This is a genomic window from Sphingomonas melonis, from assembly GCF_013409985.1.
Lineage (GTDB): Bacteria > Pseudomonadota > Alphaproteobacteria > Sphingomonadales > Sphingomonadaceae > Sphingomonas > Sphingomonas melonis_A.
The window spans coordinates 283,018-308,479 of the sequence record NZ_JACCBY010000001.1; the positions used below are offsets into that span (position 1 = coordinate 283,018).

The following is a 25,462-nucleotide window of genomic DNA, read 5'->3' on the forward strand; positions in this document are numbered from 1 at the left end:
ATTTCCGATGCTCGTTTCCAATTCCGACCGCCCGGCGCGGCTCCATTACATGCCCAACGGCTTTCGCGTGCTGACCCCCGGCGATCATGTCGTCTGCGGCGTCAGCGGCGCGCGCATCCCGATCGAGCTGCTGCGCTATTGGAGCGTCGCGCGGCAGGAGCCGTTCGCCAGCGCGCATCTCGCCAGCGAGGCGCTTCGCCCGCAATGAGGCTGTCGGCCGCGCTGCTGCCGCTGGTCTGCCTCGCTGCTGCCGCGCCGGCACCGCAGGCCGCCGCTCCGGTCCCCGCGCCGGCGTTTCGCTGGACCGGGCTACCGACCCAGGGTGGTTTGATCGCGGGCACCGCACCGGCGGGGAGCGTGGCGGTGACGCTCGACGGCCAGCCGATCGAGGTGGAGGCCGGGCGGTTCATCGCCGGCTTCGATCGCGACGCCGGACCGCAGGCGCTGCTCGTCGCGACGCTCGCCGACGGCCGCCGGATCACCCAGCCGCTTGCCGTCGCCCCGCGGGCATGGCGGATCGAGCGGCTGAACACCTTGCCCCGATTTCCGGCGCCCGACCCGGTGATGGCCCGCCTTCGCCCCGCCGAACTCGCGCAGATCGCCGCGGCGCGGGCGCAGGAGACCGACGCGCAGGGTTGGCGCCAGCCGTTCCGCTGGCCGGCGACCGGCCGCATCTCCGGCCTGTTCGGGGCGCAGCGCATCTATCGCGGCGAACCGGGCAGCTACCATTCGGGGATCGATATCGCCAAGCCGACCGGCGCTCCGGTCGTCGCCCCTGCCGACGGCGTCGTCATTCTGGCGGCCGACCCTCCCTTCACGCTGGAGGGTAAGCTGCTGATGATCGATCACGGCCACGGCCTCAACAGCGCCTTCCTCCACCTGTCGCGGATCGACGTGCGCGTCGGCGAGCACGTCCGCCAGGGGCAGGCGATCGGCGCGGTGGGTGCGACCGGCCGCGCCACCGGACCGCATCTCCACTGGAGCCTGCGCTGGCACGACGCACGCCTCGATCCGCTGCTGGTTGCAGGAGCGATGCCGGGGGCGTGACGCCTGCCTGCTAAAACGACAGATCGCGTCGTTATGCTGCAATTGCGAGCAGCCATCGCATAGTCGGTTGGCGAATAGGCCAATGATTGTGTCATTTGGGAGACACTCTCTCGTAAAGCTGTGGGCCCTTCGCAAGCGTGCTTTACAGCAAAAAAATACCACTTCATTCCAGATGCATGTCTCTTGAGGGCTGCCGCGGCGGTCGAGGGGGGCTTGGCAAATACCCGGGCCGACACCGTCACAGCGGGTCGATCACGTTTGGGTCAAGCAAGGGAAGCATATGTTTACGATCCATCGTTCCACGCGGAAGGCGGCGCTGCTTGCTGCTGTCACGCCGTTCGCTCTGCTCTATGCTGGCGCCGTATCGGCGCAGACGGCACCTGAGGGCGCTTCTACCGATGCCGCATCTATTGCGCAGCAAACTCAGGGCACTGAGGCAGCAGATGACCAAGTCGGCAACGACATCGTTGTCACGGGTTCTATCATCCGCGGCACTGATTCCGGCCCATCGCCGGTCAGCACGATCACGACTGAAAATCTCGATGTTCGCGGCATCAATACGGTCCAAGCCGGTATCCAGGCGCTTTCATCGAACAATGGACCCGCACTAACCAATTCTTTCACTGCCAATGGCGCTTTCGCTTCCGGTGCCTCGTCGGTGTCGTTGCGCGGCCTCTCAACCAACTCTACGCTTGTGCTGTTCGACGGTTTGCGTGCGGCATATTACCCGTTATCGGACGACGGTTCGCGTAACTTCGTCGATCTCAACACCATTCCCGACGACATCGTCGAGCGGGTGGACGTGCTGCGCGATGGCGCATCGTCGAGCTACGGTGCGGACGCGATCGCCGGCGTGGTGAACATCATTACCAAGCGTTCGTTCCAAGGCGTATCTGGCCGTGCGGAAGCTGGTATCTCTGAGCGTGGCTATAACGCCAACCAGCGCCTTTCGCTGACCGCCGGCACGGGCGATTTGGATGAGAAAGGCTATAACGCTTACATCAGCGGCTTCTATTACCGCAGTGAGGGCGTGCAGTCTAAGTCGCTGCCGGCACCGTACAACAGCAGTGATGAGCGCGGTCTGTGTGGTGATCGCACCGGTCAGCGGGTCTGCGGTCCGAACAACGTTGCCAATGGTTTGGACGCCAATGGGGCCTTTACCAACGGGTTCGCGATCGGGACTGGTAACTTCTATGTCCGTCCCGCCGATGCGACCAACACCACCGCCCTTGGTCGTTACCAACTACTGAACCCGACGGCGGGCTGCCGTGTCGGCAACCCTTACAATCCGACCGCGGCCGAATTGGCACTGCCGATCAATGCCACGGCTCCTGGGACGGTCTGTCAGGTCGATACTCAGAACCTCTACGGCAATGTGACGCCTGATATCGAACGCTTCGGCGGCTCGGCGCGCTTCACCGCCAAGGTTGGTGATACGTCGGAGGCCTATTTCCAGGTCAATTTCCAGCAGTCGACGGCCAGCTATACCGGCATCCCGGCGACGATCCGCGCCAACGCACCCGCAGGCATCCTCTTCCCGCAATATTCGACGTCACAGAACGCGACGCCGGCGATCGATCCTCGCTCGGCCATCCTCGCCCTGCCGGTCTACATCTGCGCACGCGGCACGGCGACGTGCAACGCAACCAACGGAACGCTGAACCCGAACAACCCGTTCGCTGCGTCGGGGCAGGTTGCACGTCTGGTCGGTACGCTGGCCAACGAGCGCGAATTCAATGAAACCCGCAGCCGCGTGTACCGCGCCGCGATGGGCATCAACGGCACGATCTTCGGTGACGTCGATTACCGGGTCGATGCGACCGCGATGCACACCGACCTGCGTCGTCGTACGGACGGCTATGTCTACATCCAGCATCTGCTCGATGTGATCGCTGATGGCAGCTACAATTTCGTCAATCCGGAACTCAACAGCCAGGCGACGCTTGACTATCTGACTCCGCAGAACATCACCAACAGCAGTTCGGACCTGTATCAGGCGCAGTTTACGCTCGGTAAGGCCTTGTTTGCCCTGCCTGGCGGCGACCTTCGCGTTGCGGTCGGCGGATCGATCTTCTACGAAGCGGTCGATGCGCCCAGCGGCAACCCCGATACGAATGGCCCGACGCAGCGTTATTTCCGTCAGAATGCCTTTGGCACCAGCGGCAATCGCACCGTCACCTCGGCATTTGGCGAAATCAATGCACCGATCCTTGATCAGCTGACGCTCAATGCTTCGGGTCGCTACGATCACTATTCAACCGGTCAGAGCAACTTCTCGCCGAAGCTCGGCGCGATCTTCACCCCGATCCAGCAGGTCACGGTACGCGGTACTTATTCGCGTGGATTCCGTATTCCTTCGTTCGGCGAGGCGAACGCACTGCCGACGACCGGCTATGTGACGCAGCAGCTTTCAAGCATCCCGGCCGCGTTCCTCAGCCAGTACAGCACCAATCCCGGTGCCGGTCAGATCTGTACCGTAAATACGCCGGCAAATTGCTCGGCCTATATCACCGCTTACTCGATCGGACAGACCACGCTCGCATCGCCGGACCTGAAGCCGGAGAAGTCGCGCAGCTTCACCGCCGGCATCAAGTTCGAACCGATCCGCAGCCTGTCGCTGACGGTCGATTACTATAACATCAAGAAGACCGGTGCGATCACCACGCCGGACCTTTCGCCGGCGATCGCTGCTTATTATGCGGGTTCGGCAATCCCGACGGGCTTCGAAGTGATCCCGGACGCGGTCGACGTGAACAACCCGACTGCCAAGCCGAAGATCGCTTTCGTCCGCTCGCAGTTGATTAACGCACAGACGATCAAGTCCGAGGGTATCGACTTCGGCGCCAATGGCTTTGTTGATTTCGGTGGAGTGAAGTGGACCACCAACCTCAATGCCAGCCTTATCCTCGAGCTGAGCACCACGGTCGACGGCGTTCGTCAGACCTATGTCGATACGCTCGGCAACTTCAACCTGACGGCGGGTTCGGGTACGTTCGAGTGGAAGGGCAACTGGTCCAACACCTTCGACTTCGGCGATTTCGCGCTGACGGGGACGGTCAATTACACGTCGGGCTACGATCTCTCGGCGATGGATCAGGGCGACGCATATAAGGATTGCGGCCAGGCACCGGCTTACTCGGGTTGCCGCGTGAAGAGCTACATCACGGCCGATGCCAATGCGACGTTCAAGGTCAACGACAAGTTCTCGTTCTACGTGAACGCGTTGAACATCTTCAACCGTCTGCCTCCGATCGATCCGGTCACTTACGGCGCGTATCTGTACAACGCGGTGCAGGGTGGCGACGGCATTTTCGGCCGTTCCTATCGTGCCGGCGCGAAGTTCAACTTCTAAACGCCTCGTCTTCGAACGGAAAAGGGCGGGTCTCACGACCCGCCCTTTTTTATGCGGCTTCGCAAATCGCTTGTGGTCTATTCCACCGTCAGCACCAGCTTGCCGTCGCCCTCGTCGACATGCACCGTGGCGCCGTCCTTGACCTCGCCGCGCAGGATCATGTCGGCGAGCGGGTCCTGCAGGTAGCGCTGGACCGCGCGCTTCAGCGGGCGGGCGCCGTACACCGGGTCGTAGCCGACGCGGCCTAGCCAGTTGCGGGCGGCATCGGTCAGCTCCAGCGTCACCTTGCGATCGGCGAGCAGCTTGCCGACGCGCGACACCTGGATGTCGACGATCGGCGCCATGTGGCTCTGGCCCAGCCGGTGGAACAGGATGATCTCGTCGAGACGGTTGAGGAACTCCGGCCGGAAATGGGCGCGGACGACCTCCATCACCTGCGGCTCGACGCTCTCGACCTCCTGCCCCTCCTCGACCGCGGCGAGATATTGCGAGCCGAGGTTCGAGGTGAGGATGATCAGCGTGTTGCTGAAATCCACCGTGCGCCCCTGGCCGTCGGTCAGCCGGCCGTCGTCGAGCACCTGGAGCAGCACGTTGAACACGTCGCCGTGCGCCTTCTCGACCTCGTCGAACAATACGACCTGATAGGGCCGGCGCCGCACCGCTTCGGTCAGGACGCCGCCTTCCTCATAGCCGACATAGCCCGGCGGCGCGCCGATCAGCCGTGCGACCGCGTGCTTCTCCATGAATTCGCTCATGTCGATCCGGACCATCGCGGAAGGGTCGTCGAACAGGAATTCGGCGAGCGCCTTGGTCAGCTCGGTCTTGCCGACGCCGGTCGGGCCGAGGAACAGGAAGGAGCCGAGCGGCCGGTTCGGGTCCTGCAGTCCCGCCCGCGCGCGCCGCACCGCCGTCGACACCGCGCGCACCGCCTGCGCCTGGCCGATGACGCGCTGGCCCAGCACCTCTTCCATGCGCAGCAATTTGTCACGTTCGCCCTGCAGCATCCGCTCCATGGGGATGCCGGTCCAGCGGCTGACGACGCCGGCGATGTCGTCGGCGGTCACCTCCTCGCGCAGCATCGCGCCCTGCGTCGCACCCTGTGCCTCGGCGAGTTGCTTCTCCAGCGAGGGGATGCGGCCATAAGCGAGCTCGCCCGCCTTGGTCAGGTCACCGGCGCGCTGCGCCTGTTCCAGCTCGAGCCGGGTGGCGTCGAGCTGTTCCTTGAGCTTCGCCTCACGGCCGATCTTGTCCTTCTCAGCCTGCCAGCGCTGGGTCAGCGCGGCGGATTGCTCCTCGAGGTTGACCAGCTCCTCCTCCAGCGCAGCGAACCGGTCGCGCGAGGCCTCGTCGGTTTCGCGGCGCAGCCCCTCGCGCTCGATCTTGAGGCGCAGGATGCGGCGGTCGAGGCTCTCGATCTCCTCGGGCTTGCTCTCCACCTCCATGCGGATGCGGCTCGCCGCCTCGTCCATCAGGTCGATCGCCTTGTCGGGCAGGAATCGGTCGGTGATGTAGCGGTTGGACAATGTCGCCGCCGCAACCAGCGCGCCGTCGGTGATCCGCACGCCATGGTGCAGTTCGTACTTCTCCTTGAGCCCGCGCAGGATGCTGATCGTGTCCTCGACGGTCGGCTCGCCGACGAACACCGGCTGGAAGCGCCGCTGCAACGCCGGGTCCTTCTCGACATATTTGCGATATTCGTCGAGCGTCGTCGCACCGACGCAGTGCAGCTCGCCGCGCGCCAGCGCGGGTTTCAGCAGGTTGCCCGCGTCCATCGCCCCTTCGGATTTGCCGGCACCGATCAGCTGGTGCATCTCGTCGATGAACAGGACGATCTGGCCCTCGGCCTGCTTCACCTCGTCGATGACGCCCTTCAGCCGCTCCTCGAACTCGCCGCGATATTTGGCGCCCGCGATCAGCGCGCCCATGTCGAGCGCCATCAGCGTCTTGTCCTTGAGCCCGTCGGGCACGTCGCCATTGGCGATGCGCAGCGCCAGCCCTTCGACGATCGCGGTCTTGCCGACGCCGGGCTCGCCGATCAGCACCGGGTTGTTCTTGGTACGGCGGGCGAGCACCTGGATCGTGCGGCGAATCTCTTCGTCACGCCCGATCACGGGGTCGAGCTTGCCGTCACGCGCCGCCTGGGTGAGGTCGCGCGCGAACTTCTTGAGCGCGTCATAGCGATCCTCGGCGCTGGCGGTATCAGCGGTGCGGCCGCCGCGCAGGTCGTTGATCGCGGTGTTGAGCGCCTCGGCAGTGACCCCGGCGGCGGCCAGCGCACGACCCGCAGCGGTGGTGGTCGCGAGCGTCAGCGCGAGCAGCAGCCGCTCGACGGTGACGAAGCTGTCACCGGCCTTCTGCGCGACCTGTTCGGCCTGATCGAGGACGCGGACGGTATTGTTGTCGAGCCCCGGCGTCTGCTGCGCGCCCGATCCCGACACGGCCGGAATCTTGGCGAGTGCCGCGTCGGTCTCGCTGACCGCGCGCTTCGCATCGCCGCCTGCCGCCTGGATCAGTCCGGCGGCCATGCCCTGCTCGTCTTCGAGCAACGCCTTCAACATATGTTCCGGGGCGATCCGCTGATGGTTCATGCGGATCGCAACGGTTTGCGCCGATTGGAGAAATCCCTTGGCGCGGTCGGTAAATCGTTCGAGGTTCATAACATCCCCTTGCCTGTCTGGGTCGGATGTAGTGTTGCTTTTCTGCAACACAAGGGTTTCGCCGTCGCGCGGCGATAAACGCGTCGGCCCTCCGCCGCGTTGCCAAAAAAGCCGCTGGGTCGCTTGTCAGTGTTCATGCCCCGGCTATGCTCGCCCAATTCATATGTTCGGGACGTACCGGGGGGACTCTATTCTCATGACGAAGCTTATCGCACTTGCCGGCGTCGCATCGATCGCGCTGATCGCGCCGGTGCACGCGCAGACCCAGGCCGCCACCGCCGCGCCGGTCAAGGCCGCTCCGGTGTCCGCGCTCGTCAAGGCGGTGGACATTCCCTATCAGCAATTCACGCTAAAGAACGGCCTGCGCGTCGTCGTCCACACCGATCGCAAGGCGCCGGTCGTCGCGGTCAGCGTCTGGTACGACGTCGGCTCGAAGCACGAGCCGCAGGGATCGACCGGTTTCGCGCATCTGTTCGAACACCTGATGTTCAACGGCTCGGAGAATGCGCCGGGCGACTTCTTCGCGCCGCTCAAGCAGGTTGGCGCGACCGATTTCAACGGCACGACCTATTTCGATCGCACCAATTATTTCGAGACGGTGCCGACCGCCGGGCTGGAACGCGCGCTGTTCCTCGAATCGGATCGCATGGGCTATCTGCTCGGCGCGATCACGCAGGGCGTGCTCGACGAGCAGCGCGGCGTCGTCCAGAACGAGAAGCGGCAGGGCGACAATCGGCCTTATGGTCTGATGGGCTATGCGGTGACCGAGGGCCTGTTCCCGCCGACGCATCCATATGGCCACGACACGATCGGTTCGATGGCCGATCTCGATGCCGCCAGCCTGGATACGGTGAAGAACTGGTTCCGCAGCCATTACGGCCCGAACAATGCGGTGCTGGTGCTCGCCGGCGATATCGACGTCGCCACCGCGCGGACGCTGGTCGACAAATATTTCGGCGCGATCAAGCCGGGGCCCAAGAGCGTGCTGCCTGCCGCGCCGATCGTCACCCTGCCCGCTGCCAAGACGGTGACGCTGAAGGATCGCGTCGCGGCGACGCTGATCAGCCGCAACTGGACGGTGCCGGGCCTCAACGACAAGGACAATGCCGCGCTGGAGGTCGCCGCCGGCGTGCTCGGCGGGCTGGACTCGTCGCGCCTGACCAACGTGCTAATCCGGGAGGAGAAGCTGTTCACGTCGGTGTCGGCGAACAACAGCGCCTTCGCGCAGGTCGGCATGTTCGCGGTCGAGGGGCTGGTGCGCCCCGGCGTCGATCCGGCGGTGGCGGCGAAGCGGCTCGACGCGGTCGTCGCCGACTTCCTGCGCACCGGTCCGACGCAGGACGAGGTGTCACGCTTCGTCACCACCCAGGTCGCCGGCCGTGTACGCGGTCTGGAGGCGGTCGGCGGCTTCGGCGGCAAGGCGGTGGCCCTGGCCGAGGGCGCGCTCTATTCGAACGATCCGGGCTTCTACAAGAAGCAGCTTGGCGCGCTGGCCGCGCAGACCCCGGCGAGCGTCAAGGCCGCGGCGGACAAGTGGCTGAGCCGCCCGGTGCTCGCGGTCAACGTCGTGCCCGGCGCGCGCGACGCCTATGCCGAGGCGAAGGTGCCGCCGAAGGTCGATGTCGCCGCCGCACCCGAACAGCCTGCCAAGGGCACGCGCGGCGCGATCCCCGGCGTCGGCGCGGTCACCGGCCTGACCTTCCCCAAGGTCGAGCGCAGCCGCCTGTCGAACGGCATCGAGCTGGTCTTTGCGCAGCGTGCCGCCGTGCCGGTGACGCAGGCGGTGATCAGCTTCGATGCCGGCTATGCCGCCGATGTCGCGGGCAAGCTCGGCACGCAGCTGGTCGCGCTCAACATGCTCGACGAGGGGACGGAGCATTATGACGTCAACGCGCTCGCCGAGGCGCGCGAGCGGCTCGGCATGCAGCTGGCGTCGGGCGCGGGCAACGATCGCAGTACGCTGTCGATGAACGTGCCGAGCGCCAATCTCGGCGCGGCGCTCGACCTGTTTGCCGAGGTCGTGCGGCGGCCGGCCTATCGCGAGGCGGAGGTCGCGCGCTTCAAGGCCCAGCAGGTCGCGAAGATCCAGCAGGAGCTGACCAGCCCCGGCGCGCTCGCGCAGCGCATGTCGACGCGCGTGCTCGCCGCGGGCACGCCCTATGAGAAGGCGCAGGGCAGCGGCGATCCGGTCGCGGTGGCGAGCCTGACCCCCGCCGACCTGCGCCGCTTCCAGCAGGCGTGGCTGCGCCCCGAAAAGGCGAAGCTGTTCGTCGTCTCCGACCGACCGCTCGCCGAGGTGCAGGCGGCGCTCGAGGCGCGGTTCGGCGACTGGCAGGGCAGCGGCCCGGCGGGCAGCAAGGCGTTCGGCGCCGCGCAGCCGCCGCTCACGCCCAACATCGTCCTTGTCGACCGTCCCGACAGCCCGCAGTCGATCATCGTCGCCGGCCAGCGCACCGGGCTGAAGGGCACCGACGACCTGCTCGTCCTCAACACGGTCAACGACGCGCTCGGCGGCAGCTTCCTCAGCCGGATCAACATGGACCTGCGCGAGGAGAAGCATTGGTCCTATGGTGCCGGCGGCCGCTTCCAACCGTCCGAGTTCGCCGCCCCCTATCTGTTGCAGGCGGGCGTGCAGGCGGACAAGACCGGTCCGTCGATCGCCTCGGTGCGCGAGGACGTGGCGCAATTCGTCACGACCAAGCCGATGACCGAGAGGGAATTCGACTTGGCGATCAAGGGCGCGACGCTGCAATTGCCCGGCCAGTTCGAAACGTCGCGCGCGGTGCTGGACGCGATGCAGGCGAACGACCTGCTGAAGCGTCCCGACGATTATTACGCGACGGTCACGACCCGCTATCGTGCGATGACGCTGCCGCAGCTGCGCACCGCGGTGGCGCAGACGATCGATCCCGCCAAGCTGACCTGGATCGTCGTCGGCGAGGCGGCCAAGGTGAAGCCGCAGCTTGACAGCCTCGGCCTGCCGGTCGAGGTCGTCCCGGCAAGCGCAGTGGCCGGCGCCCCCGCCGGTACCGCGACCGCAGCGAAATGAGGAGAGAGGCAATGGCAGACGTCGATGGCAGCTGGGACTGCACCGTAAAATCGCCGCTGGGTGATCAGAACCTGACCCTGACCGTCACCAGCAACGGGGCGAGCTTCACCGGCACCGCGTCGGGCGCAATGGGTTCGAGCGACGTCACCGGCGAGGTCGACGGCAACACCATCCGCTGGAAGCAGCAGATGACGGTGCCGATGCCGATGACGCTGGATTGCGAAGCGACCGCCGAGGGCGACACGCTGACCGGCACGGTCGGCGCGGGCGCATTCGGCAGCTTCCCGCTGTCGGGCAAGCGTAGCGCTTGATTCGCCGGCAATAATCGCGACACATTGCGGCCCGCCTCCCACCGGAGGCGGGCCGTTTCGTTTTGGGGTTGCCGCCGCATGATCCGTCCGCTTCTCGCCGCCTGCGCCCTGGGCGCGCTTGCCACCGCCGCCCTTGCCGGTGCGCAGAGTTACGACGAGCGGCCGGCCAAGCTGGCGCCGCGCGACACCAATTACGACTATGTCCGCAAGGCGGTCGAGATCCCGATGCGCGACGGGGTCAAGCTCCATACGGTCATCGTCATCCGCAAGGGGACGAAGGACGCCGGCATCCTGCTCACCCGCACGCCCTATGACGCCGATGATCAGACGCGCGCGGACAGCGGCACCTTCGCCGGCATCCTGTCGCATGGCGACGGGCCGTGGGACCTGATCGCGGCGGACGGTTATATCCGCGTCATCCAGGACGTGCGCGGCATGCATGGCAGCCAGGGCATCACGCTGATGAACCCGACGCCGGCCGGATCGCCCAACAATCCCACCAAGACCGACGATTCGACCGACACCTACGATACGATCGCGTGGCTGGTGAAGAACGTGCCGGAGAGCAATGGCCGCGTCGGGATCAGCGGCATCAGCTATGACGGCTTCCTGCCGCTGATGGCGCTGATCAACCCGCATCCGGCGCTGAAGGTGTCGGTGCCGATGAACCCGATGGTCGACGGCTGGCGCGGCGACGACTGGTTCCACAACGGCGCCTTCCGCCAGATCGGGCTGCCCTATATGCTCGGCCAGCAGGGGACGCGCGACGCGAGCACGCCGTGGATCACCGACACCGCCGACGATTACGATTACTGGCTGCGCAACGTGTCGGCGGGCGCGGTGGCGAAGGCGCAGGGCGTCGACCAGGCGTCGGGCTTCTACCGCAAGGTCGCGGCGCATCCCGCCTATGACAGCTATTGGTCGAGCGCGGCGATGGACAGGATCCTCGCCGCCCAGCCGCTCAAGGTGCCGACGATGCTCGTCGCCGGCCTGTGGGACCAGGAGGACATCTATGGCGCCCCGGCGGTGTATCGCGCGCTCGAGCCCAAGGACGCGAACAACGACATGGTCTATCTGACGCTCGGGCCGTGGTACCATGGCCAGGAGGTCGGCGACGGCAGCGCGCTCGGCGCGATCAAATGGGATCAGGACACCGCCAAATGGTGGCGCTGGCACGTGCTGCGGCCGTTCCTGGCGCATTACCTCAAGAGCGACCAGCCGGCGATGGACGTCGCGCCGGTCACCGCCTTCCAGTCGGGCGCCAACCAGTGGCAACGCTTGCAGGCCTGGACGCAGCCGACGCCGACGCCGACGCCGCTCTACCTCAAGCCCGGCGGCGCCCTGGGCTTCGCCGCGGCGGGCGGGGCGGCGCAGACTGCGGACTATCTCTCCGACCCGGCGCATCCGGTGTCCTATCGCGTCCGGCCGACGCGACCGATCTATGCCGAGGGTTCGACGTGGAAGAACTGGCTGGTCGACGACCAGCGCGCCGTATCGGGGCGGCCGGACGTCGTCACCTTCACCAGCGACGTGCTGACCGCGCCGGTGACCGTCGCCGGCACGCCGCAGGTGCATCTCACCGCCTCGACCAGCGGCACGGACAGCGACTGGGTGGTCAAGCTGGTCGATGTCTATCCGGAGGTGATGCCCAAGCAGGCGGAGATGGGCGGATACCAGCTCGCCGTGGCGATGGACATCTTCCGCGGCCGCTATCGCGAGGATCTGGCCGTCGCCAAGCCGCTTGTCGCCAATGCGCCGCTGAAATACCAGTTCGCTTTGCCCGAGACCAACCACGTCTTCCTGCCCGGCCACCGGATCATGGTGCAGGTCCAGTCGAGCTGGTTCCCGCTGTACGATCGCAATCCGCAGACCTTCGTGCCGAACATCTTCTTCGCCCAGCCCAAGGACTATGTGGCGGCGACGCAGAAGATCACCGTCGCCGGGCCGGATGCGAGCTATATCGCGCTGCCGGTCGTCAAATGACGGCGCGCCGGTGAGACGCCGCCATGCCCCCGATCGTCCGGCGCTCGCGCTGGCGCTCGGGGTGCATGGCGCGTTGCTGTTGCTGTTCCTGACGATGCGGCCGCCGCTGCCGGTGCCGGCGGTCCCGTCCCTGACGCTGTTCGACGTCGCGCCACCGCCGCCGCCGCCGCCGGAGCTGCCGCCACCGCCGAAACGGCCGCCCCCTCCGGCCGCGGCTCCGCCGGGCGGCGCGCCGCCGACGGCCTCGCGACCGCCGCCGCCACCGTCGATCGACACCACGCCGCAGCCGCTCGCGCCGCCGCCGCCGCCGCGCGCGGTGGTGACGTCGCCGTTCGGCGCGGATCAGGACGTCGCGCACCTCGTCGGGCCGCCGTCGACCGGGGCGGGGCTGGGGACGGGAACCGGCCGCGGTGCCGGCAGCGGCGCGGGCGATGGCGGCAGCGGCAAGGTGCGGTACGCGCGGGCGAGCTGGATCTATCGGCCGTCGGACGCCGAGATGCGCCGTTTCTGGCCCCCCGCCGCGGTCGGCAACCGCATCTCCGGGCGTGCGGTGCTCGCCTGTCAGGTGCCGCGATCGGGCCGGCCCGACCGGTGCTGGGTGGTTTCGGAAACGCCCGCGGACATCGGCTTCGGCGCGGCTGCGGTGGCTATGGCGCCGCTATTCCGGATCCGGCCGGTGCTGCGCAACGGCAAGGTCCTGCCGGTGCCGGTGATCGTTCCGGTCGCCTATGATATCGCGCAAGCGTCGCCGAAGAAGACGCCGTGACCCGGCTCAGCGCCGGACGCGGGTGATGTGGCCCATCTTGCGGCCGGGCCGCGCCGCGCCCTTGCCGTAGAGGTGGAGGTGCGCGCCGGGCTCGGTCAGCGCCGGCTGCCACGCATCGTCGCCGATGAGGTTCTCGAGCGCCACCGCGCTCCCCGTCAGCGCGGTGCTGCCGAGCGGCAGGCCGCAGATCGCGCGGATATGGTTCTCGAACTGCGAGGTTTCGGCGCCCTCGATCGTCCAATGGCCCGAATTGTGGACGCGTGGCGCCATCTCGTTGAACACCGGGCCATCGGCGGTGGCGAAGAATTCGCAGGCGAGCACGCCGACATAATCGAGCTCGGCGGCGATGCGGCAGGCGAGGGCGGTCGCCTCCTCGGCCTGGTCGAGGATCGGCTGCGGCGCCGGCACGCGCGACGTGCGCAGGATCGCGTCGACGTGGACGTTCTGCGGCGGATCGTAGCGGACGGTCGTGCCGTCCTGTCCGCGCGCGATCAGGATGGAGAATTCGTGGCTGAAGTCGACGAACGCCTCGAGCACCGCGGGGCCGCCGATCGCCTCCCACGCCGCATCGGCGTCGGCGGGGCCGTGGAGGCGCATCTGGCCCTTCCCGTCATAGCCGAAGCGCGCCGTCTTGAGCACCGCGGGGGTGCCGACATGGTCCAGCGCCGCGGTCAGCGAGTCGCGGCTGTCGACCGCGGCCCAGCGCGCCGGACGGCCGCCGACGCGCTCGACGAAGCGCTTCTCGGCGATCCGCTCCTGCGCCGCGGCGAGCGCACGCGGATGGGGATGGACCGGCACGCGCTTGGCGAGCCATTCGACCGGGCCGAGCGCGATATTCTCGAACTCGTAGGTGACGACGTCGCAGGCGGCGGCGAAGTCGGCGAGGACGATGCGATTATGGTAATCGGCGCGGGTCAGGCTCGCCGCGGTCTGCGCCGCGACGCTGTCCGCCTCGGGGGCGAGCACGTGCGTGCGATAGCCGAGTTGCGCCGCGGCGACGGCGAGCATCCGGCCCAATTGGCCGCCGCCGAGGATGCCGATCGTGCTGCCGGGGGCGAGCATCAGGCGGGCTCGTCGGCGACCGCGTCGGTCTGCCGCTGGCGCCAGGCTTGCAGGCGTTCGGAGAGCGCGGCGTCGTGCGTCGCGAGGATCGCCGCGGCGAGCAGGCCGGCGTTGGTCGCGCCCGCCTTGCCGATCGCCAGCGTGCCGACCGGGATGCCGGCGGGCATCTGGACGATCGAGAGCAGGCTGTCCTGACCGGACAGCGCCTTGCTCTGGACCGGCACGCCGAGCACCGGCAGGTGGGTCATCGCCGCGGCCATGCCTGGCAGATGCGCGGCACCGCCGGCGCCGGCGATGACAACCTTGAGGCCGCGGTCCGCGGCGCCCTTGGCGTAGTCGTAGAGCCGGTCGGGGGTGCGGTGCGCGGAGACGACCTTCGTCTCATGCGCGACGCCCAATTCGGCGAGCACGTCCGCCGCGTGCCGCATCGTGTCCCAATCGGACGTCGAACCCATGATGATGCCGACCAATGTCATAGACGGCGGTTAGCGGCAGAGCGGAGGGAGGGCAACGGCTTGCACCCGTCCCGACCGCAGCGTGTCCGGCAACATGGACGAGACGGGCACCTTAACGGAAACGATCCGAGTTTATCGTTTCGGATTTTGTGATGATCGGGTCACGATGAGGCCGAGCGTGACGGGTGTAGCGCATACGGGTCGTGTAGGAGAGCGCGGGGGCGGCACTCGCCCGCGCCACCCGTCACCTCGGACTGATTCCGGGGTCCACCGGGCTGCCCGAGCGCGATAGAGCCTCAGGCCCTTTCGCCCGCCGCAGAGTGGACCCCGGAACCAGTCCGGGGTGACGAATGGGGGTGGCGCCGTTTCGAGCCTCGGCGCCCCGGCTTACCGCTCGCTGAGATAATAGCGGTCGGTGGCGTTCAGCGCGTCGTCGAGTTCGTAGACGATCGGCTGCGCAGTCGGGATTTCCAGGCCGGTGATCTCGTCGTCGGGGATGTTCGACAGATGCTTGACCAAGGCGCGCAGCGAATTGCCGTGCGCGGAGATCAGCACGCGCTGGCCGTCGCGCAGCGCCGGCACGATCCGTTCCTCGTAATAGGGCAAGACGCGCGCGATCGTGTCCTTGAGGCTCTCGGTGGCGGGAATGGCGATACCGGCATAGCGGCGGTCGGCCGACAGGTCATAGTCGCCGCCCGCCTCCATCGGCGGCGGCGGCACGTCGAAGCTGCGCCGCCAGATCCTGACCTGTTCCTCGCCATGTTTGGCGGCGGTCTCCGCCTTGTCGAGGCCGGTGAGGCCGCCGTAATGGCGCTCGTTGAGCCGCCAGTCCTTCTCGGTCGGCAGCCACAGCCGGCCCATCGCCTCCAGCGCGAGGTTGAGCGTCTTGATCGCGCGCGTCTGCAGCGAGGTGAAGGTCATGTCGAAGTCGAGGCCCTTGGCGGCCATCATCTCGCCGGCGGCACGCGCCTCGGCGGCGCCCTTTTCGGTGACGTCGACGTCCCACCAGCCGGTGAAGCGGTTTTCGAGGTTCCAGCTGGACTGGCCATGGCGGATCAGGACGAGGCGCGGCATCGGAAGCTCCCTTTAGGATCGAGGACGAAGGTCGAGGGCGAAGAACTGGTTGTGCGGGCTCGGGCGATAGTCGGCGAACGGCCCGGTGTCGATGAAGCCGGCGCGGCGGTACAGAGCGACCGCCGGCGCGTGCAGGGCGGCGGTGCCGGTTTCGAGGCTGAGCCGGTCGTAGCCGCGATCGCGGGCGACCGCGACGACATGATCGAGCAGCGCGCGGCCGACGCCGGTGCCGCGCGCGGCCGGGGCGGCGCGCATCGACTTGACCTCGCCGTGGCGCGGATCGAGCTGCTTGAGCGCGACGAAGCCGACCAGCGTGCCATCGCGCCACGCGGTCCAGAAGGTCACCGCCGGTGCGGACAGGCCGCCGGCATCGAGCGCGAAGGCGAAATCCGCCATCTGCCCGCGCAACTCCGTGAGGTGATGCGCGAGCAGGTCCGCGACATAGGGCGCGGCGGGATCGTCCTGCTTGATCTCCATCAGATCTCGTCGATCATACCGGCGAGCACTTCGAGGCACGACACGCCGAGCGCACGCGAGCGGTCGGGCGACCAGCCGAATTCGGCATCGGGATTGGGATCGTGGTCCTTGAACGGCATCTCCAGCGTCACCGACACCGCGCCGAAGCGATGCGCCAATTGGTTGGTCGACATCGAGAGATTGGCATTGCCCGCGCTCGACTTCTCATAGCCCTTTTCGGTTTGGAAATCGGGCGTGTGCTCGGCGAGGCGGCGGCCGAAGGCGTAGAATTTGGCGCCATGTTCGTCGGTCCAGTTGGGAATGCCCTCGAAGCCGGCGATGAAGTTCGCCGGGATCGCCTCGTCGCCGTGGACGTCGATCGCGAAGGCGACGCCGGTCTCGTCCATCGCATCGCGAACGCAGAGCACTTCGGGGCTGCGCTCGGGCGTCGGCGCGTGCCATTCGCGGTTGAGGTTCACCCCCGCCGCATTGGTGCGCAGATGGCCGCGGCGGGTGCCGTCGGGATTCATGTTGGGGACGACATGGACGGTCGCCTTGGCGAGCAGCGGCGCGGCGGCGGGGCTGGTCAGCCAGTCGAGCGCGCCCTCCATCCAATATTCGGTCATCGATTCGCCGGGATGCTGGCGGGCGTAGAGCCATACCGGCTTGGGACCGTCGCCGATGCGGAAATAGTCGATGCTCTGCCCGTCGAGCGAGGTGCCGAGCTCGCGGTGCGTGACGCCGGGGCGGGCGGCGATGCGCGCGACGAGATCGTGGTGCATCTCCATCGTGTAGGGCGCGAAATAGGCGAACCAGGCGAGTTCGCCCTCGACGGTATGATCGAACGACAGCACGCCATTGTCATAGGCGGTGTCGATCATCCGCCACGCCTGCCGGTCGGTGCTGACGCGCGTCTTGTAGCCGGGCCAGCCGAACGGATAGGCGGACTGGCCGGCGTTGACGATGCGGAAGCTGAGCCGCCGGCCGTGCGCGCCGGCGACGCGGAAATAGAACCATTGGAAGAAGTCGGAATCGCGATCCTTGACGATCTCGAGGTCGATGCGGTCGCCCTCGATGGCGACGACGCGGATGTTGCCGCCGTCGAAGGCGGCGTTGATGCTGAGGGTCATGAGGCGTGCCTGATTGGTAGAGGATGCTTGGCGAAGGGGATGACTTCACCCTCACCCTTTCGGCGCTTCGCGCCTCCCTCCCTCTCCCGCCGGGAGAGGAAAGACGCCGCAGGCGGCGCAGGGTGAGGGTGAGAGCGGTCACCTCACCGTGATGGTGCGCCCCGATTCGCCGGGGAAGCCGGTGAACAGCGCGCGGGCGAGCTTGCCGGCCTGCTGGTCGGCGCCCTTGATGTCGCTGATCCCCTGCGCCTTGCCCTCCCATACCGGTGACTGGTCGGCGCGGCGCTTGATCGTCACCGCGAGCTCGGCGACGAGCACTTCGGTCGAGCGGCTCTTGCCGATCGGAAAGCCGATGCCACCGCCCAGCCCGAAGCCGCCGCCGCCGCGCCGGCCACCGCCGCTGAAGCCGCCGCCGCCGATCCCGATGCTGACCGGCGACTGGCGCGGCGGGCCTTCGCGGCTGGTGCGGGTGAAGGCGACGGTGGCGACATATTCGGGCGTCGCGCCCTGCGGGGGCAGGGTATAGCCGACCTTGAGCAGCTCGGTCTCGACCGCCGCGGCATAGGTCTTGAACTCGAGGCTGGCCGGCGCGCCGCCCGACATCGGCTCGACCGCGATCGTGCCGCGCGCGATGGGTTGGCCGAGATGGTAGCGGATCACCTCCGTCGGCGGCAGCGACGACGTGGTCGCGCAGCCTGCGAGCGCCGCGGCGGCGACGCCGAGGACCAGGAACGGTCGGATGATCATCACGGGGGTTACCTTTGCGATACGTTGCGTCTGTGAAACGCTCTAACGCGTGTCGCGTTGCTTGACTATTACGCCCTCCGCCCTTAGGCGCTCGCGCTTTCACCGACACCGTCAATTTCGAAAAGAAGCGAATCGATCATGAAGATCCGCAATAGCCTGAAGTCGCTCAAGGACCGTCATCGCGACAACCGCGTGATCCGTCGTCGCGGCCGTACCTACGTCATCAACAAGACCAACCGTCGCTTCAAGGCGCGCCAGGGCTAACCCTTTGGGTATGCCCGCGGCCGACATGACGACCACGGCCCCGACGGCCGTGATCTTCGATGTCGGCCGGGTCTTGTACGATTGGGATCCGCGGATCCTCTACCGGCGCCTGATCGACGACGATCGGGCGCTCGATGCGTTCCTGCGCGACGTCGTCACGCATGAATGGCATTTCCAGCACGACGCCGGACGCGACTTCGCCGAGACCTCGGCGGAGCTTGCCGCGCTATATCCGGATCATGCCACGCTGATCGCACTCTGGGGACCGCGGTTCCTGGAGAGCATCGGCGCGCCCATCGCCGGCATGCCCGCGCTGGTCGACGAGCTGGAGGCGGCGGACGTGCCGCTGTTCGCGATCACCAATTTCAGCCACGAATTCTGGCCGCCGTTCCGCGCGCGCGAGGCGGCGATGTTCGACCGCTTCCGCGATATCGTCGTGTCGGGGGTGGAGAAGATGGTGAAGCCCGACCCCGCCATCTACCGGCTGGCGCTCGACCGGTTCGGGCTGGAGGCGGCGCGGACGGTGTTCATCGACGACAATGCGGCGAACATCGAGGGCGCGCGCAGCGTCGGGCTGATCGGGCTGCATTTCACCGATGAGCCGACGTTGCGGCGCGAGTTGGTGGAACTGGGGTTGCTGGCGGGTTAGCTCCAAGTCCTCCCCCGCCAGGGGGAGGCAGGCCGAAGGCCTGACGGAGGGGGAGGATACGGAGAGCCCCGCATTTGCGGCAACGCCCCCTCCACCACCCGCTTCGCGGGCGGTCCCCCTCCCCCGCTAAGGCGAGGGAGGAATGAGCGCCCATCCGCCCCGCCCATTCGCCGCTAGCCTCCTGATAAACGCCGTGTATGGTGCGGCCGCGCTGCCGGGGGGCCGCGTCGTTCACTTCCCCGCGGGATGATTCATGCATCGTATCCTGATCGGCGTCGCCGGCATCCTCGTCATTCTCGGCATCGCCGTGCTGCTGTCTGCGGATCGCCGCGCGATCCGGCTGCGCGTCGTCGGCGCGGCCTTCGCGCTGCAGGCGCTGATCGCCACCGTCGTGCTCTATTGGGGGCCGGGGCGACAGGCGCTCGCCGGCGCCTCGGCCGGGGTCGCCGCCTTGCTCGGCTATTCGCAGCGGGGCACCGAATTCCTGTTCGGCAAGCTCGCCGCGCCCGAGATCGGCGGCCAGAGCTTCGCGATCGCCGCGCTGCCGGTCATCATCTTCTTCGCCAGCCTCGTCTCGATCCTCTACTACCTCGGCGTGATGCAGGTCGTGGTGCGCTGGGTCGGCGGCGCGATCGAGACGGTGATCGGCACCTCCAAGGTCGAATCGCTCTGCGCGGCGGCGAACATCTTCGTCGGCCAGTCCGAATCGCCGCTAGTGATCCGCCCCTATCTCGCCGGCCTCACCCCGCCGCAGGTCTTCACGGTGATGACCAGCGGCATGGCGGGCGTCGCCGGCACGATCCTCGCGGCCTATGCGTCGATGGGCATCAAGATCGAATATCTGCTCGCGGCGAGCTTCATGGCGGCGCCGGGCGGCATATTGATGGCCAAGATCATCATGCCCGATCGCCGCGTCACGCCGGAAGGCGAACTGCCGCTCGGCGACCTGCCCGACGAGACTCGCGACATCCGCCTGGCGGAAGCGCGGATCAGCGGCGCCGGCCCCGCCGCGCTGCTGCCCGAGGGCACGCCGGGCGAGCCGCTGCCCGAGGCGACGCACGACGAGGAAAAGCCCGCCAACCTCATCATGGCCGCCGCGCAGGGCGCGCAGACCGGCGTGCGGCTTGCGGTGGCGGTCGGCGCGATGGTGCTGGCGTTCGTCGCGCTGGTGGCGCTCGCCAACGGGCTGCTCGGCGGGCTGGGCAATATGGTCGGGCTGCCGGGACTGAGCTTCCAGGCGCTGCTCGGCTATGTCTTCCAGCCGGTGATGTTCCTGCTCAACGTGCCGTGGAACGAGGCGGGGATCGCCGGCGGCCTGTTCGGCGAGAAGATCGTGCTCAACGAATTCGTCGCCTATATCGATCTAGGCACGCAGACGAGCCTGTCGCCGCGCACCGTCGCGGTGGTGACCTTCGCGCTGTGCGGCTTTGCCAATTTCTCGTCGATCGCGATCCAGATGGCGGTCACCGGCAGCCTCGCCCCCAACCAGCGGCCGACGATCGCGCGGCTCGGCCTGCGCGCGCTGGCGGCGGGCAGCCTCGCCAACCTGATGAGCGCGGCGCTCGCCGGGTTGCTGATCGGGTGAGCGCATCACGATGACCGGCCTGCGCCGGACCCTCGGGCCGGGCCAGCTGGCGATGATCGCGATCGGTGGCGCGGTCGGTACCGGGCTGTTCCTCGGCAGCGGGCTGGCGATCGGGCTGGCCGGGCCGGCGGTGCTGGTCAGCTATGCGATCGGCGGGCTGGTGACGCTGGCGCTGATGGGCTGCCTTGCCGAGATGACCGTCGCCGATCCGGTGACGGGGTCGTTCGGGTTGTTCGCCGAACGCTATCTCGGCCGGTTCGCCGGCTTCCTCGTCCGCTATGCCTATGCCGCGGCGGTGATCCTCGCGATCGGGACCGAGGTGACCGCGGTGGCGATCTATATGCGCTACTGGGCGCCGGGCGTGCCGGGCCTGTGGTGGATCGCCGGCTTCTCGCTGGCGCTGCTTGGCGTCAATCTCGCCAGCGTGCGGCTGTTCGGCGCGGTCGAATATGTCTTCTCGGCGATCAAGATCGCCGCGATCCTGATCTTCATCGCGGTCGGCCTGTGGGTGATCGGCGCGCATGGCATCGGCTTTTCCCATTATACCGATGCCGGCGGCTTCGCGCCGCACGGGCTGGGCGGGATATGGACCGCGGTGATCGTCGCGATCTTCAGCTATATCAGCATCGAGATGATCGCGGTGGCGGCGGGCGAGGCGCGCGATCCCGAGCGCGCGATCGTCCGCGCCTTCCGCTCGACGATGCTGCGGCTGGCGCTCTTCTATCTCGGCAGCCTTGCGGTGATGCTGGCGATCGTGCCGTGGACGCAGGCGGGGACGGCGACCAGCCCGTTCGTCACGGTGATGCAGGCGAGCGGCGTGCCCTATGCCGCGGGCGTGCTGAACGCGGTGGTGCTGATCGCGGCGCTGTCGGCGATGAACAGCCAGCTCTACGCCGCGTCGCGGATGCTGTTCAGCCTCGCCGAAAGCGGCCTCGCGCCGCGCGCGCTGGCGCGGGTCGACCGGCGCGGCGTGCCGGCGGCGGCGCTGCTCGTGTCGGCAGCGGGTATCGCGGTGGCGGGCGGCGTCTATGCGTGGCGGCCCGAGGCGGCGTTCGGGGTGATGATCGCGGTGTCGATCTTCGGTGCGCTGTTCACCTGGGGGATGATTTTCGTGACGCATCTCGCCTTCCGGCGGCGGCACGGACCGCCGGCGGCGTTCCGGCTGTGGGGGCATCCGTGGACCAGCCTTGCCGGGGTCGGCGCGATCGTCGCGATCCTGCTGACGACGCCGTTCACCGCGCCGTTCGCGCTGACCTTGGTGTATGGCGTGCCGTTTCTGGTGGTGCTGGCGGCGGTGTATGCGGTGTGGTTTCGCATCCCGCGCTAAGTCCTCCCCCGCAAGGGGGAGGTGGCACGGCGCAGCCGTGACGGAGGGGGAGGATATGGCACGCTGGCCGTATGCGGAGACGCCCCCTCCACCGCGGCCTTCGGCCGCGGTCCCCCTCCCCGCTAAAGCGAGGGGGGAATTGGCGACGCTATTCGCCGGTCCGCATCTTGACCTTGTTGGGCAGGTCCTTGCCCTTGGTGCGGCGCGAGGGGAGCTGCACCGGGTTCTTCTTCTTCCATTCCTTGTAGGTCATCGGCCCGTCGGGCGTGTCGACCATCGTATCGTCGAGGCTCATCGTGTCGGCTCCGGGGTGGCGCCGCTGTAATCGTAGAAGCCGCGGCCGGTCTTGCGACCGTACCAGCCGGCCTCGACATATTTCACCAGCAGCGGGGCAGGGCGGAACTTGGGGTCGCCGGTCCCTTCGAACAACACCCGCGTGATCTCCAGACAGGTGTCGAGACCGATGAAATCGGCGAGCGTCAGCGGCCCCATCGGGTGGTTGAGCCCCAATTGGCAGGCGAGGTCGATGTCGCGGATCGTCGCGACGCCCTCGCCGAGCGCGAACACCGCCTCGTTGATCATCGGCATCAGCACGCGATTGACGATGAAACCCGGCGCGTCGTTGGCGCGGACCACCGCCTTGCCGAGCCGGTCGGCATAGGCCTCGATCACGCCGACGGTGGCGTCGGAGGTGGCGAGGCCGCGTATCACCTCGATCAGGCCCATCACCGGCACCGGATTGAAGAAGTGCACGCCGATGAAGCGCTGCGGATCGGGCGAACTCTGCGCCAGCCGGGTGATCGGGATTGACGAGGTGTTGGAGGCGAGGATCGCGTCCGCCCCGAGCACCTTGCCGACCTGGCCGAAGATCGCGCGCTTGATCTCCTCGCGCTCGGTCGCCGCCTCGATGACGAGGCCGCACTCCGCCATCGTCTCGACGCTGGCGACGGGTTCGATGCGGGCGAGCGTCGCGTCGCGGGTCGCGGCGTCGATCTTCTCCTTCTCGACTGCGCGCGCGAGCAGTTTGGCGATGCCCGCCTTGCCCGCCTCGGCGCGCTCGACCGACACGTCGCTCAACAGCACGCGATAGCCCGCCGCGGCCGATACCTGCGCGATGCCCGCGCCCATCTGGCCCGAACCGATGACTCCGACTGACTCCACGTCCATCTCCTATGCTTTTGACGCGCCATAGCCGCTTTCGGCGCGTCTGCCAGCCGTCAGGGGGCGGGGCGCTCCGCCTGCGCCTCGGCGAGGAACAGGCCGAACAGGCCGTCGGGGTCGGTCCATTCGCGGATCGGCGTCCAGCCGCCCGAGCGCAGCAGGATGCGTGCGTCGCGCGAGCCGTATTTGTGGCTGTTCTCGGTGTGGATGGTCTCGCCCGCCGCCATGGCGAAGGCATGGCCGTCGACGGTGAAGTCGACATCGCGCGTGGCGACGAGATGCATCTCGATCCGCGCGCGATCGTCGTTCCAGCGCGCTTCATGCGCGAAGGCATCGACGGGGATCGTGCCGGCCAGTTCGCGATTGATCCGGTCGAGCAGATTGCGGTTGAACGCCGCGGTGACGCCGCCGGCATCGTCATAGGCGGCGACCAGCGTCGCCTCGTCCTTGATCCGGTCCATGCCGATCAGCAGCATCGCGCCTTCCCCGAGTGACGCGCGCATCGCCCGCAAGAGGTCGACCGCCATCAGCGGGATCATGTTGCCGATCGTCGAGCCGGGGAAGAAGCCGAGCTTGGGCGTACCGCTCACCGCCTGCGGCAGCGTGAGCGGGCGCATGAAGTCCGCCTCGAACGGCAGCACGAGCAGGCCCGGGAAGGCGTCCGCCAACGCGCGCGAGGAGTCGCGCAGGAAGTCGCCGGAGATATCGATCGGCACATAGGCGGACGGTTCGGCGCAGCGCAGCAGCAGCGGCGTCTTGACCGACGATCCCGAGCCGAATTCGACAACCGCGCGGCCGCGTCCGGCGACCTCCGCGACTTCCGGGCAGATCCGCTCGAGGATCGCGGTCTCGGTGCGGGTCGGGTAATATTCGGGGACGTTGGTAATGTCCTCGAACAATTCGGAGCCGCGGCGGTCGTAGAACCAGCGCGCCGGGATGGCGCGCGGACGACGCTCCAGCCCGGCGAGCACGTCGGCGCGGAACTGCGGATCGGCGAGCGTCTGCTCGCCGTCCTCCATCTCAGGCTTCAGCATCTAGAGGTCCTTGGCGAGCCGCACGCCGGTGAACTGCCAGCGCTGATGCGGGTAGAAGAAGTTGCGGTAGCTGGCGCGGGCATGGCCGCGCGGGGTGGCGCAACTGCCGCCGCGCAGCACGAACTGGCCGCTCATGAACTTGCCATTGTATTCGCCGACCGCGCCCTCGATCGTGCGGAAGCCGGGATAGGGGCGATAGGCGCTGCCGGTCCATTCCCAGACGTCGCCGAAGAAGGCGGGGCCGGACGCCGGGCGCGGCTCGACCGGGCCGGCGGCATCCATCTGGTTGCCGCCGCGCGCGTCATAGCCTTGCGCCGCGGCCTCCCATTCGAATTCGGTCGGCAGGCGCGCGCCGGCCCAGCTCGCATAGGCGTCCGCCTCGTAGAGGCTGACGTGCGTCACCGGCGCGGCGGGATCGATCGCGCGGCGGCCGTCGAGGCCGAAGCGCGTCCAATGGCCGTCGCGCTCCTCCCAATAGAGCGGCGCGACGATACCCTCGGCCTTCACCCAGGCCCAGCCGTCGGCGAGCCAGTGCGCGGGATCGCGATAGCCGCCGTCGGCGATGAACGCCGCCCATTCGCCGTTGGTGACGGTGCGGTCGGCGAGCGCATGCGGTGCGAGCAGGGCGTCGTGGCGCGGCCCCTCGCAGTCGAAGGCGAAGCCGTCGCCGTCATGGCCGATGCGGACGATGCCGCCGGGATGGTCGATCCAGCGGATCGGGCCGGGCATTGCCACCGGCACCTTGGGCGCGGCGGGCCAGATCGCCGGTTCGAGCGGATTCTCGCCGAACAGATGCAGGATGTCGGTGACGAGCAGCTCCTGATGCTGCTCTTCGTGATGGCAGCCGAGCGCGACGAGTTCGCGCGCCGCCTCGGGCAGGTCGGGAAGCGCGGCGGCAAGCGCGTCGTCGACATAGGCGCGATAGGCGCGCACCTCGTCGAGCGTCGGGCGGGTGATCATGCCGCGGCGGTCGCGCGCGTGGCGGCGCCCTTCCGCCTCGTAATAGCTGTTGAACAGGAACGGAAAGCGCTCGTCGTGCAGCCGATAGCCGGGGACATGGTCGCGCAGCACGAAGGTCTCGAAGAACCAGGTGGTATGCGCGAGATGCCATTTGGTCGGCGACGCGTCGGGCATCGACTGGACGGTGGCGTCGGCGTCGGACAGCGGCGCGGCGAGCGCCAGCGTCAGCGCACGGACGGCGCAATAGCGTTCGACGAGCGGCGCGCGCGGCCCGGGTGCGATCTTCAACATGGCCGGCCCTCCCCGCGCATCTTAATGCAAGTCAGGTTAGCGCGCGAAACGGCAAAGGGTTGCAGCCGCGATGGACGTTTCGCGAGATGTCGTGCGATTTTG

The 25,462-nt window shown here is 67.7% G+C and carries 22 protein-coding genes; 11 read left to right on the forward strand and 11 right to left on the reverse strand.

The window, feature by feature from the left end; all coding sequences use genetic code 11:
- Nucleotides 1-7: 7 nt before the first annotated feature.
- The 3 genes from HD841_RS01450 (at nt 8) to HD841_RS01460 (ending at nt 4,399) form a co-directional block, all read left to right on the forward strand.
- Nucleotides 8-208, forward strand: coding sequence for a DUF2093 domain-containing protein (locus tag HD841_RS01450; protein ID WP_179507109.1), 201 nt, complete (start codon nt 8-10; stop codon nt 206-208).
- On the forward strand, nt 205-1,047 hold the full coding sequence (locus HD841_RS01455) for a M23 family metallopeptidase (protein WP_179507110.1): 843 nt from the start codon (nt 205-207) through the stop codon (nt 1,045-1,047). The genes HD841_RS01450 and HD841_RS01455 overlap by 4 nt, the downstream gene beginning before the upstream one ends.
- 280 nt (nt 1,048-1,327) lie before the next feature.
- Complete coding sequence (locus HD841_RS01460; protein WP_179507111.1) at nt 1,328-4,399, forward strand: TonB-dependent receptor domain-containing protein; 3,072 nt, start codon at nt 1,328-1,330, stop codon at nt 4,397-4,399.
- A 77-nt stretch (nt 4,400-4,476) separates the two neighbouring features.
- On the opposite strand, the gene clpB is transcribed toward HD841_RS01460, so the two are convergent.
- Nucleotides 4,477-7,056 carry an ATP-dependent chaperone ClpB gene (clpB, locus tag HD841_RS01465; protein WP_179507112.1) on the reverse strand — a complete coding sequence of 860 codons (2,580 nt, stop codon included), beginning with the start codon at nt 7,054-7,056 and terminating at the stop codon, nt 4,477-4,479.
- 196 nt (nt 7,057-7,252) lie between these two features.
- Between clpB and HD841_RS01470 the strand changes: the two genes are divergently transcribed.
- From HD841_RS01470 to HD841_RS01485, 4 genes are all read left to right on the forward strand, one after another.
- Nucleotides 7,253-10,105, forward strand: coding sequence for a M16 family metallopeptidase (locus tag HD841_RS01470; protein ID WP_179507113.1), 2,853 nt, complete (start codon nt 7,253-7,255; stop codon nt 10,103-10,105).
- An 11-nt stretch (nt 10,106-10,116) separates the two neighbouring features.
- The gene (locus HD841_RS01475) at nt 10,117-10,416 is read left to right on the forward strand and encodes a hypothetical protein (protein ID WP_179507114.1); all 300 of its coding nucleotides are present in this window, start codon (nt 10,117-10,119) and stop codon (nt 10,414-10,416) included.
- Between the two features lie 78 nt (nt 10,417-10,494).
- Nucleotides 10,495-12,399 carry a CocE/NonD family hydrolase gene (locus HD841_RS01480; protein ID WP_179507115.1) on the forward strand — a complete coding sequence of 635 codons (1,905 nt, stop codon included), beginning with the start codon at nt 10,495-10,497 and terminating at the stop codon, nt 12,397-12,399.
- A 10-nt stretch (nt 12,400-12,409) separates the two neighbouring features.
- Nucleotides 12,410-13,165, forward strand: coding sequence for an energy transducer TonB (locus HD841_RS01485; protein ID WP_179507116.1), 756 nt, complete (start codon nt 12,410-12,412; stop codon nt 13,163-13,165).
- Nucleotides 13,166-13,171: 6 nt separating this feature from the next.
- Here the strand turns inward: HD841_RS01485 and HD841_RS01490 are convergent, their stop codons facing one another.
- From HD841_RS01490 to HD841_RS01515, 6 genes are all read right to left on the reverse strand, one after another.
- Nucleotides 13,172-14,227, reverse strand: a complete 1,056-nt coding sequence (locus HD841_RS01490; RefSeq protein ID WP_179507117.1) for a 5-(carboxyamino)imidazole ribonucleotide synthase — start codon at nt 14,225-14,227, stop codon at nt 13,172-13,174.
- The gene (gene purE, locus HD841_RS01495) at nt 14,227-14,703 is read right to left on the reverse strand and encodes a 5-(carboxyamino)imidazole ribonucleotide mutase (protein WP_179507118.1); all 477 of its coding nucleotides are present in this window, start codon (nt 14,701-14,703) and stop codon (nt 14,227-14,229) included. The genes HD841_RS01490 and purE overlap by 1 nt, the downstream gene beginning before the upstream one ends.
- Nucleotides 14,704-15,069: 366 nt before the next feature.
- Nucleotides 15,070-15,756 carry a 2,3-diphosphoglycerate-dependent phosphoglycerate mutase gene (gene gpmA / locus HD841_RS01500; protein ID WP_179507119.1) on the reverse strand — a complete coding sequence of 229 codons (687 nt, stop codon included), beginning with the start codon at nt 15,754-15,756 and terminating at the stop codon, nt 15,070-15,072.
- A gap of 12 nt (nt 15,757-15,768) precedes the next feature.
- A complete protein-coding gene (locus HD841_RS01505) occupies nt 15,769-16,233 on the reverse strand; it encodes a GNAT family N-acetyltransferase (RefSeq protein WP_179507120.1) in 465 nt (154 codons plus the stop codon).
- A complete protein-coding gene (locus tag HD841_RS01510; protein ID WP_179507121.1) occupies nt 16,233-17,342 on the reverse strand; it encodes a M14 family metallopeptidase in 1,110 nt (369 codons plus the stop codon). Before HD841_RS01510 ends, HD841_RS01505 begins: the two co-directional genes overlap by 1 nt.
- 138 nt (nt 17,343-17,480) lie before the next feature.
- The gene (locus HD841_RS01515) at nt 17,481-18,089 is read right to left on the reverse strand and encodes a DUF4136 domain-containing protein (RefSeq protein ID WP_179507122.1); all 609 of its coding nucleotides are present in this window, start codon (nt 18,087-18,089) and stop codon (nt 17,481-17,483) included.
- Between the two features lie 138 nt (nt 18,090-18,227).
- Here HD841_RS01515 and ykgO point away from each other — a divergent pair, with 138 nt between their 5' ends.
- The 4 genes from ykgO to HD841_RS01535 all read left to right on the forward strand — a co-directional run bounded on the left by ykgO (nt 18,228) and on the right by HD841_RS01535 (nt 21,914).
- Nucleotides 18,228-18,353, forward strand: a complete 126-nt coding sequence (gene ykgO, locus HD841_RS01520; protein WP_003046794.1) for a type B 50S ribosomal protein L36 — start codon at nt 18,228-18,230, stop codon at nt 18,351-18,353.
- A gap of 25 nt (nt 18,354-18,378) precedes the next feature.
- Nucleotides 18,379-19,002: an HAD family hydrolase gene (locus HD841_RS01525; protein WP_179507123.1), complete on the forward strand. Its 624-nt coding sequence runs from the start codon at nt 18,379-18,381 to the stop codon at nt 19,000-19,002.
- A 253-nt stretch (nt 19,003-19,255) separates the two neighbouring features.
- The gene (locus tag HD841_RS01530) at nt 19,256-20,587 is read left to right on the forward strand and encodes a NupC/NupG family nucleoside CNT transporter (protein WP_179507124.1); all 1,332 of its coding nucleotides are present in this window, start codon (nt 19,256-19,258) and stop codon (nt 20,585-20,587) included.
- Nucleotides 20,588-20,597: 10 nt separating this feature from the next.
- Nucleotides 20,598-21,914, forward strand: coding sequence for an amino acid permease (locus tag HD841_RS01535; RefSeq protein ID WP_179507125.1), 1,317 nt, complete (start codon nt 20,598-20,600; stop codon nt 21,912-21,914).
- Between the two features lie 148 nt (nt 21,915-22,062).
- Here the strand turns inward: HD841_RS01535 and HD841_RS01540 are convergent, their stop codons facing one another.
- The 4 genes from HD841_RS01540 to egtB are packed head-to-tail and all read right to left on the reverse strand — an operon-like array spanning nt 22,063 to nt 25,360.
- Nucleotides 22,063-22,209, reverse strand: coding sequence for a hypothetical protein (locus tag HD841_RS01540; protein ID WP_179507126.1), 147 nt, complete (start codon nt 22,207-22,209; stop codon nt 22,063-22,065).
- Complete coding sequence (locus tag HD841_RS01545; protein ID WP_179507127.1) at nt 22,206-23,075, reverse strand: 3-hydroxybutyryl-CoA dehydrogenase; 870 nt, start codon at nt 23,073-23,075, stop codon at nt 22,206-22,208. Before HD841_RS01545 ends, HD841_RS01540 begins: the two co-directional genes overlap by 4 nt.
- A 56-nt stretch (nt 23,076-23,131) precedes the next feature.
- Nucleotides 23,132-24,109, reverse strand: coding sequence for an L-histidine N(alpha)-methyltransferase (egtD, locus tag HD841_RS01550; protein ID WP_179507128.1), 978 nt, complete (start codon nt 24,107-24,109; stop codon nt 23,132-23,134).
- Complete coding sequence (gene egtB, locus HD841_RS01555) at nt 24,110-25,360, reverse strand: ergothioneine biosynthesis protein EgtB (RefSeq protein ID WP_179507129.1); 1,251 nt, start codon at nt 25,358-25,360, stop codon at nt 24,110-24,112.
- Between the last annotated feature and the right edge of the window lie 102 nt (nt 25,361-25,462).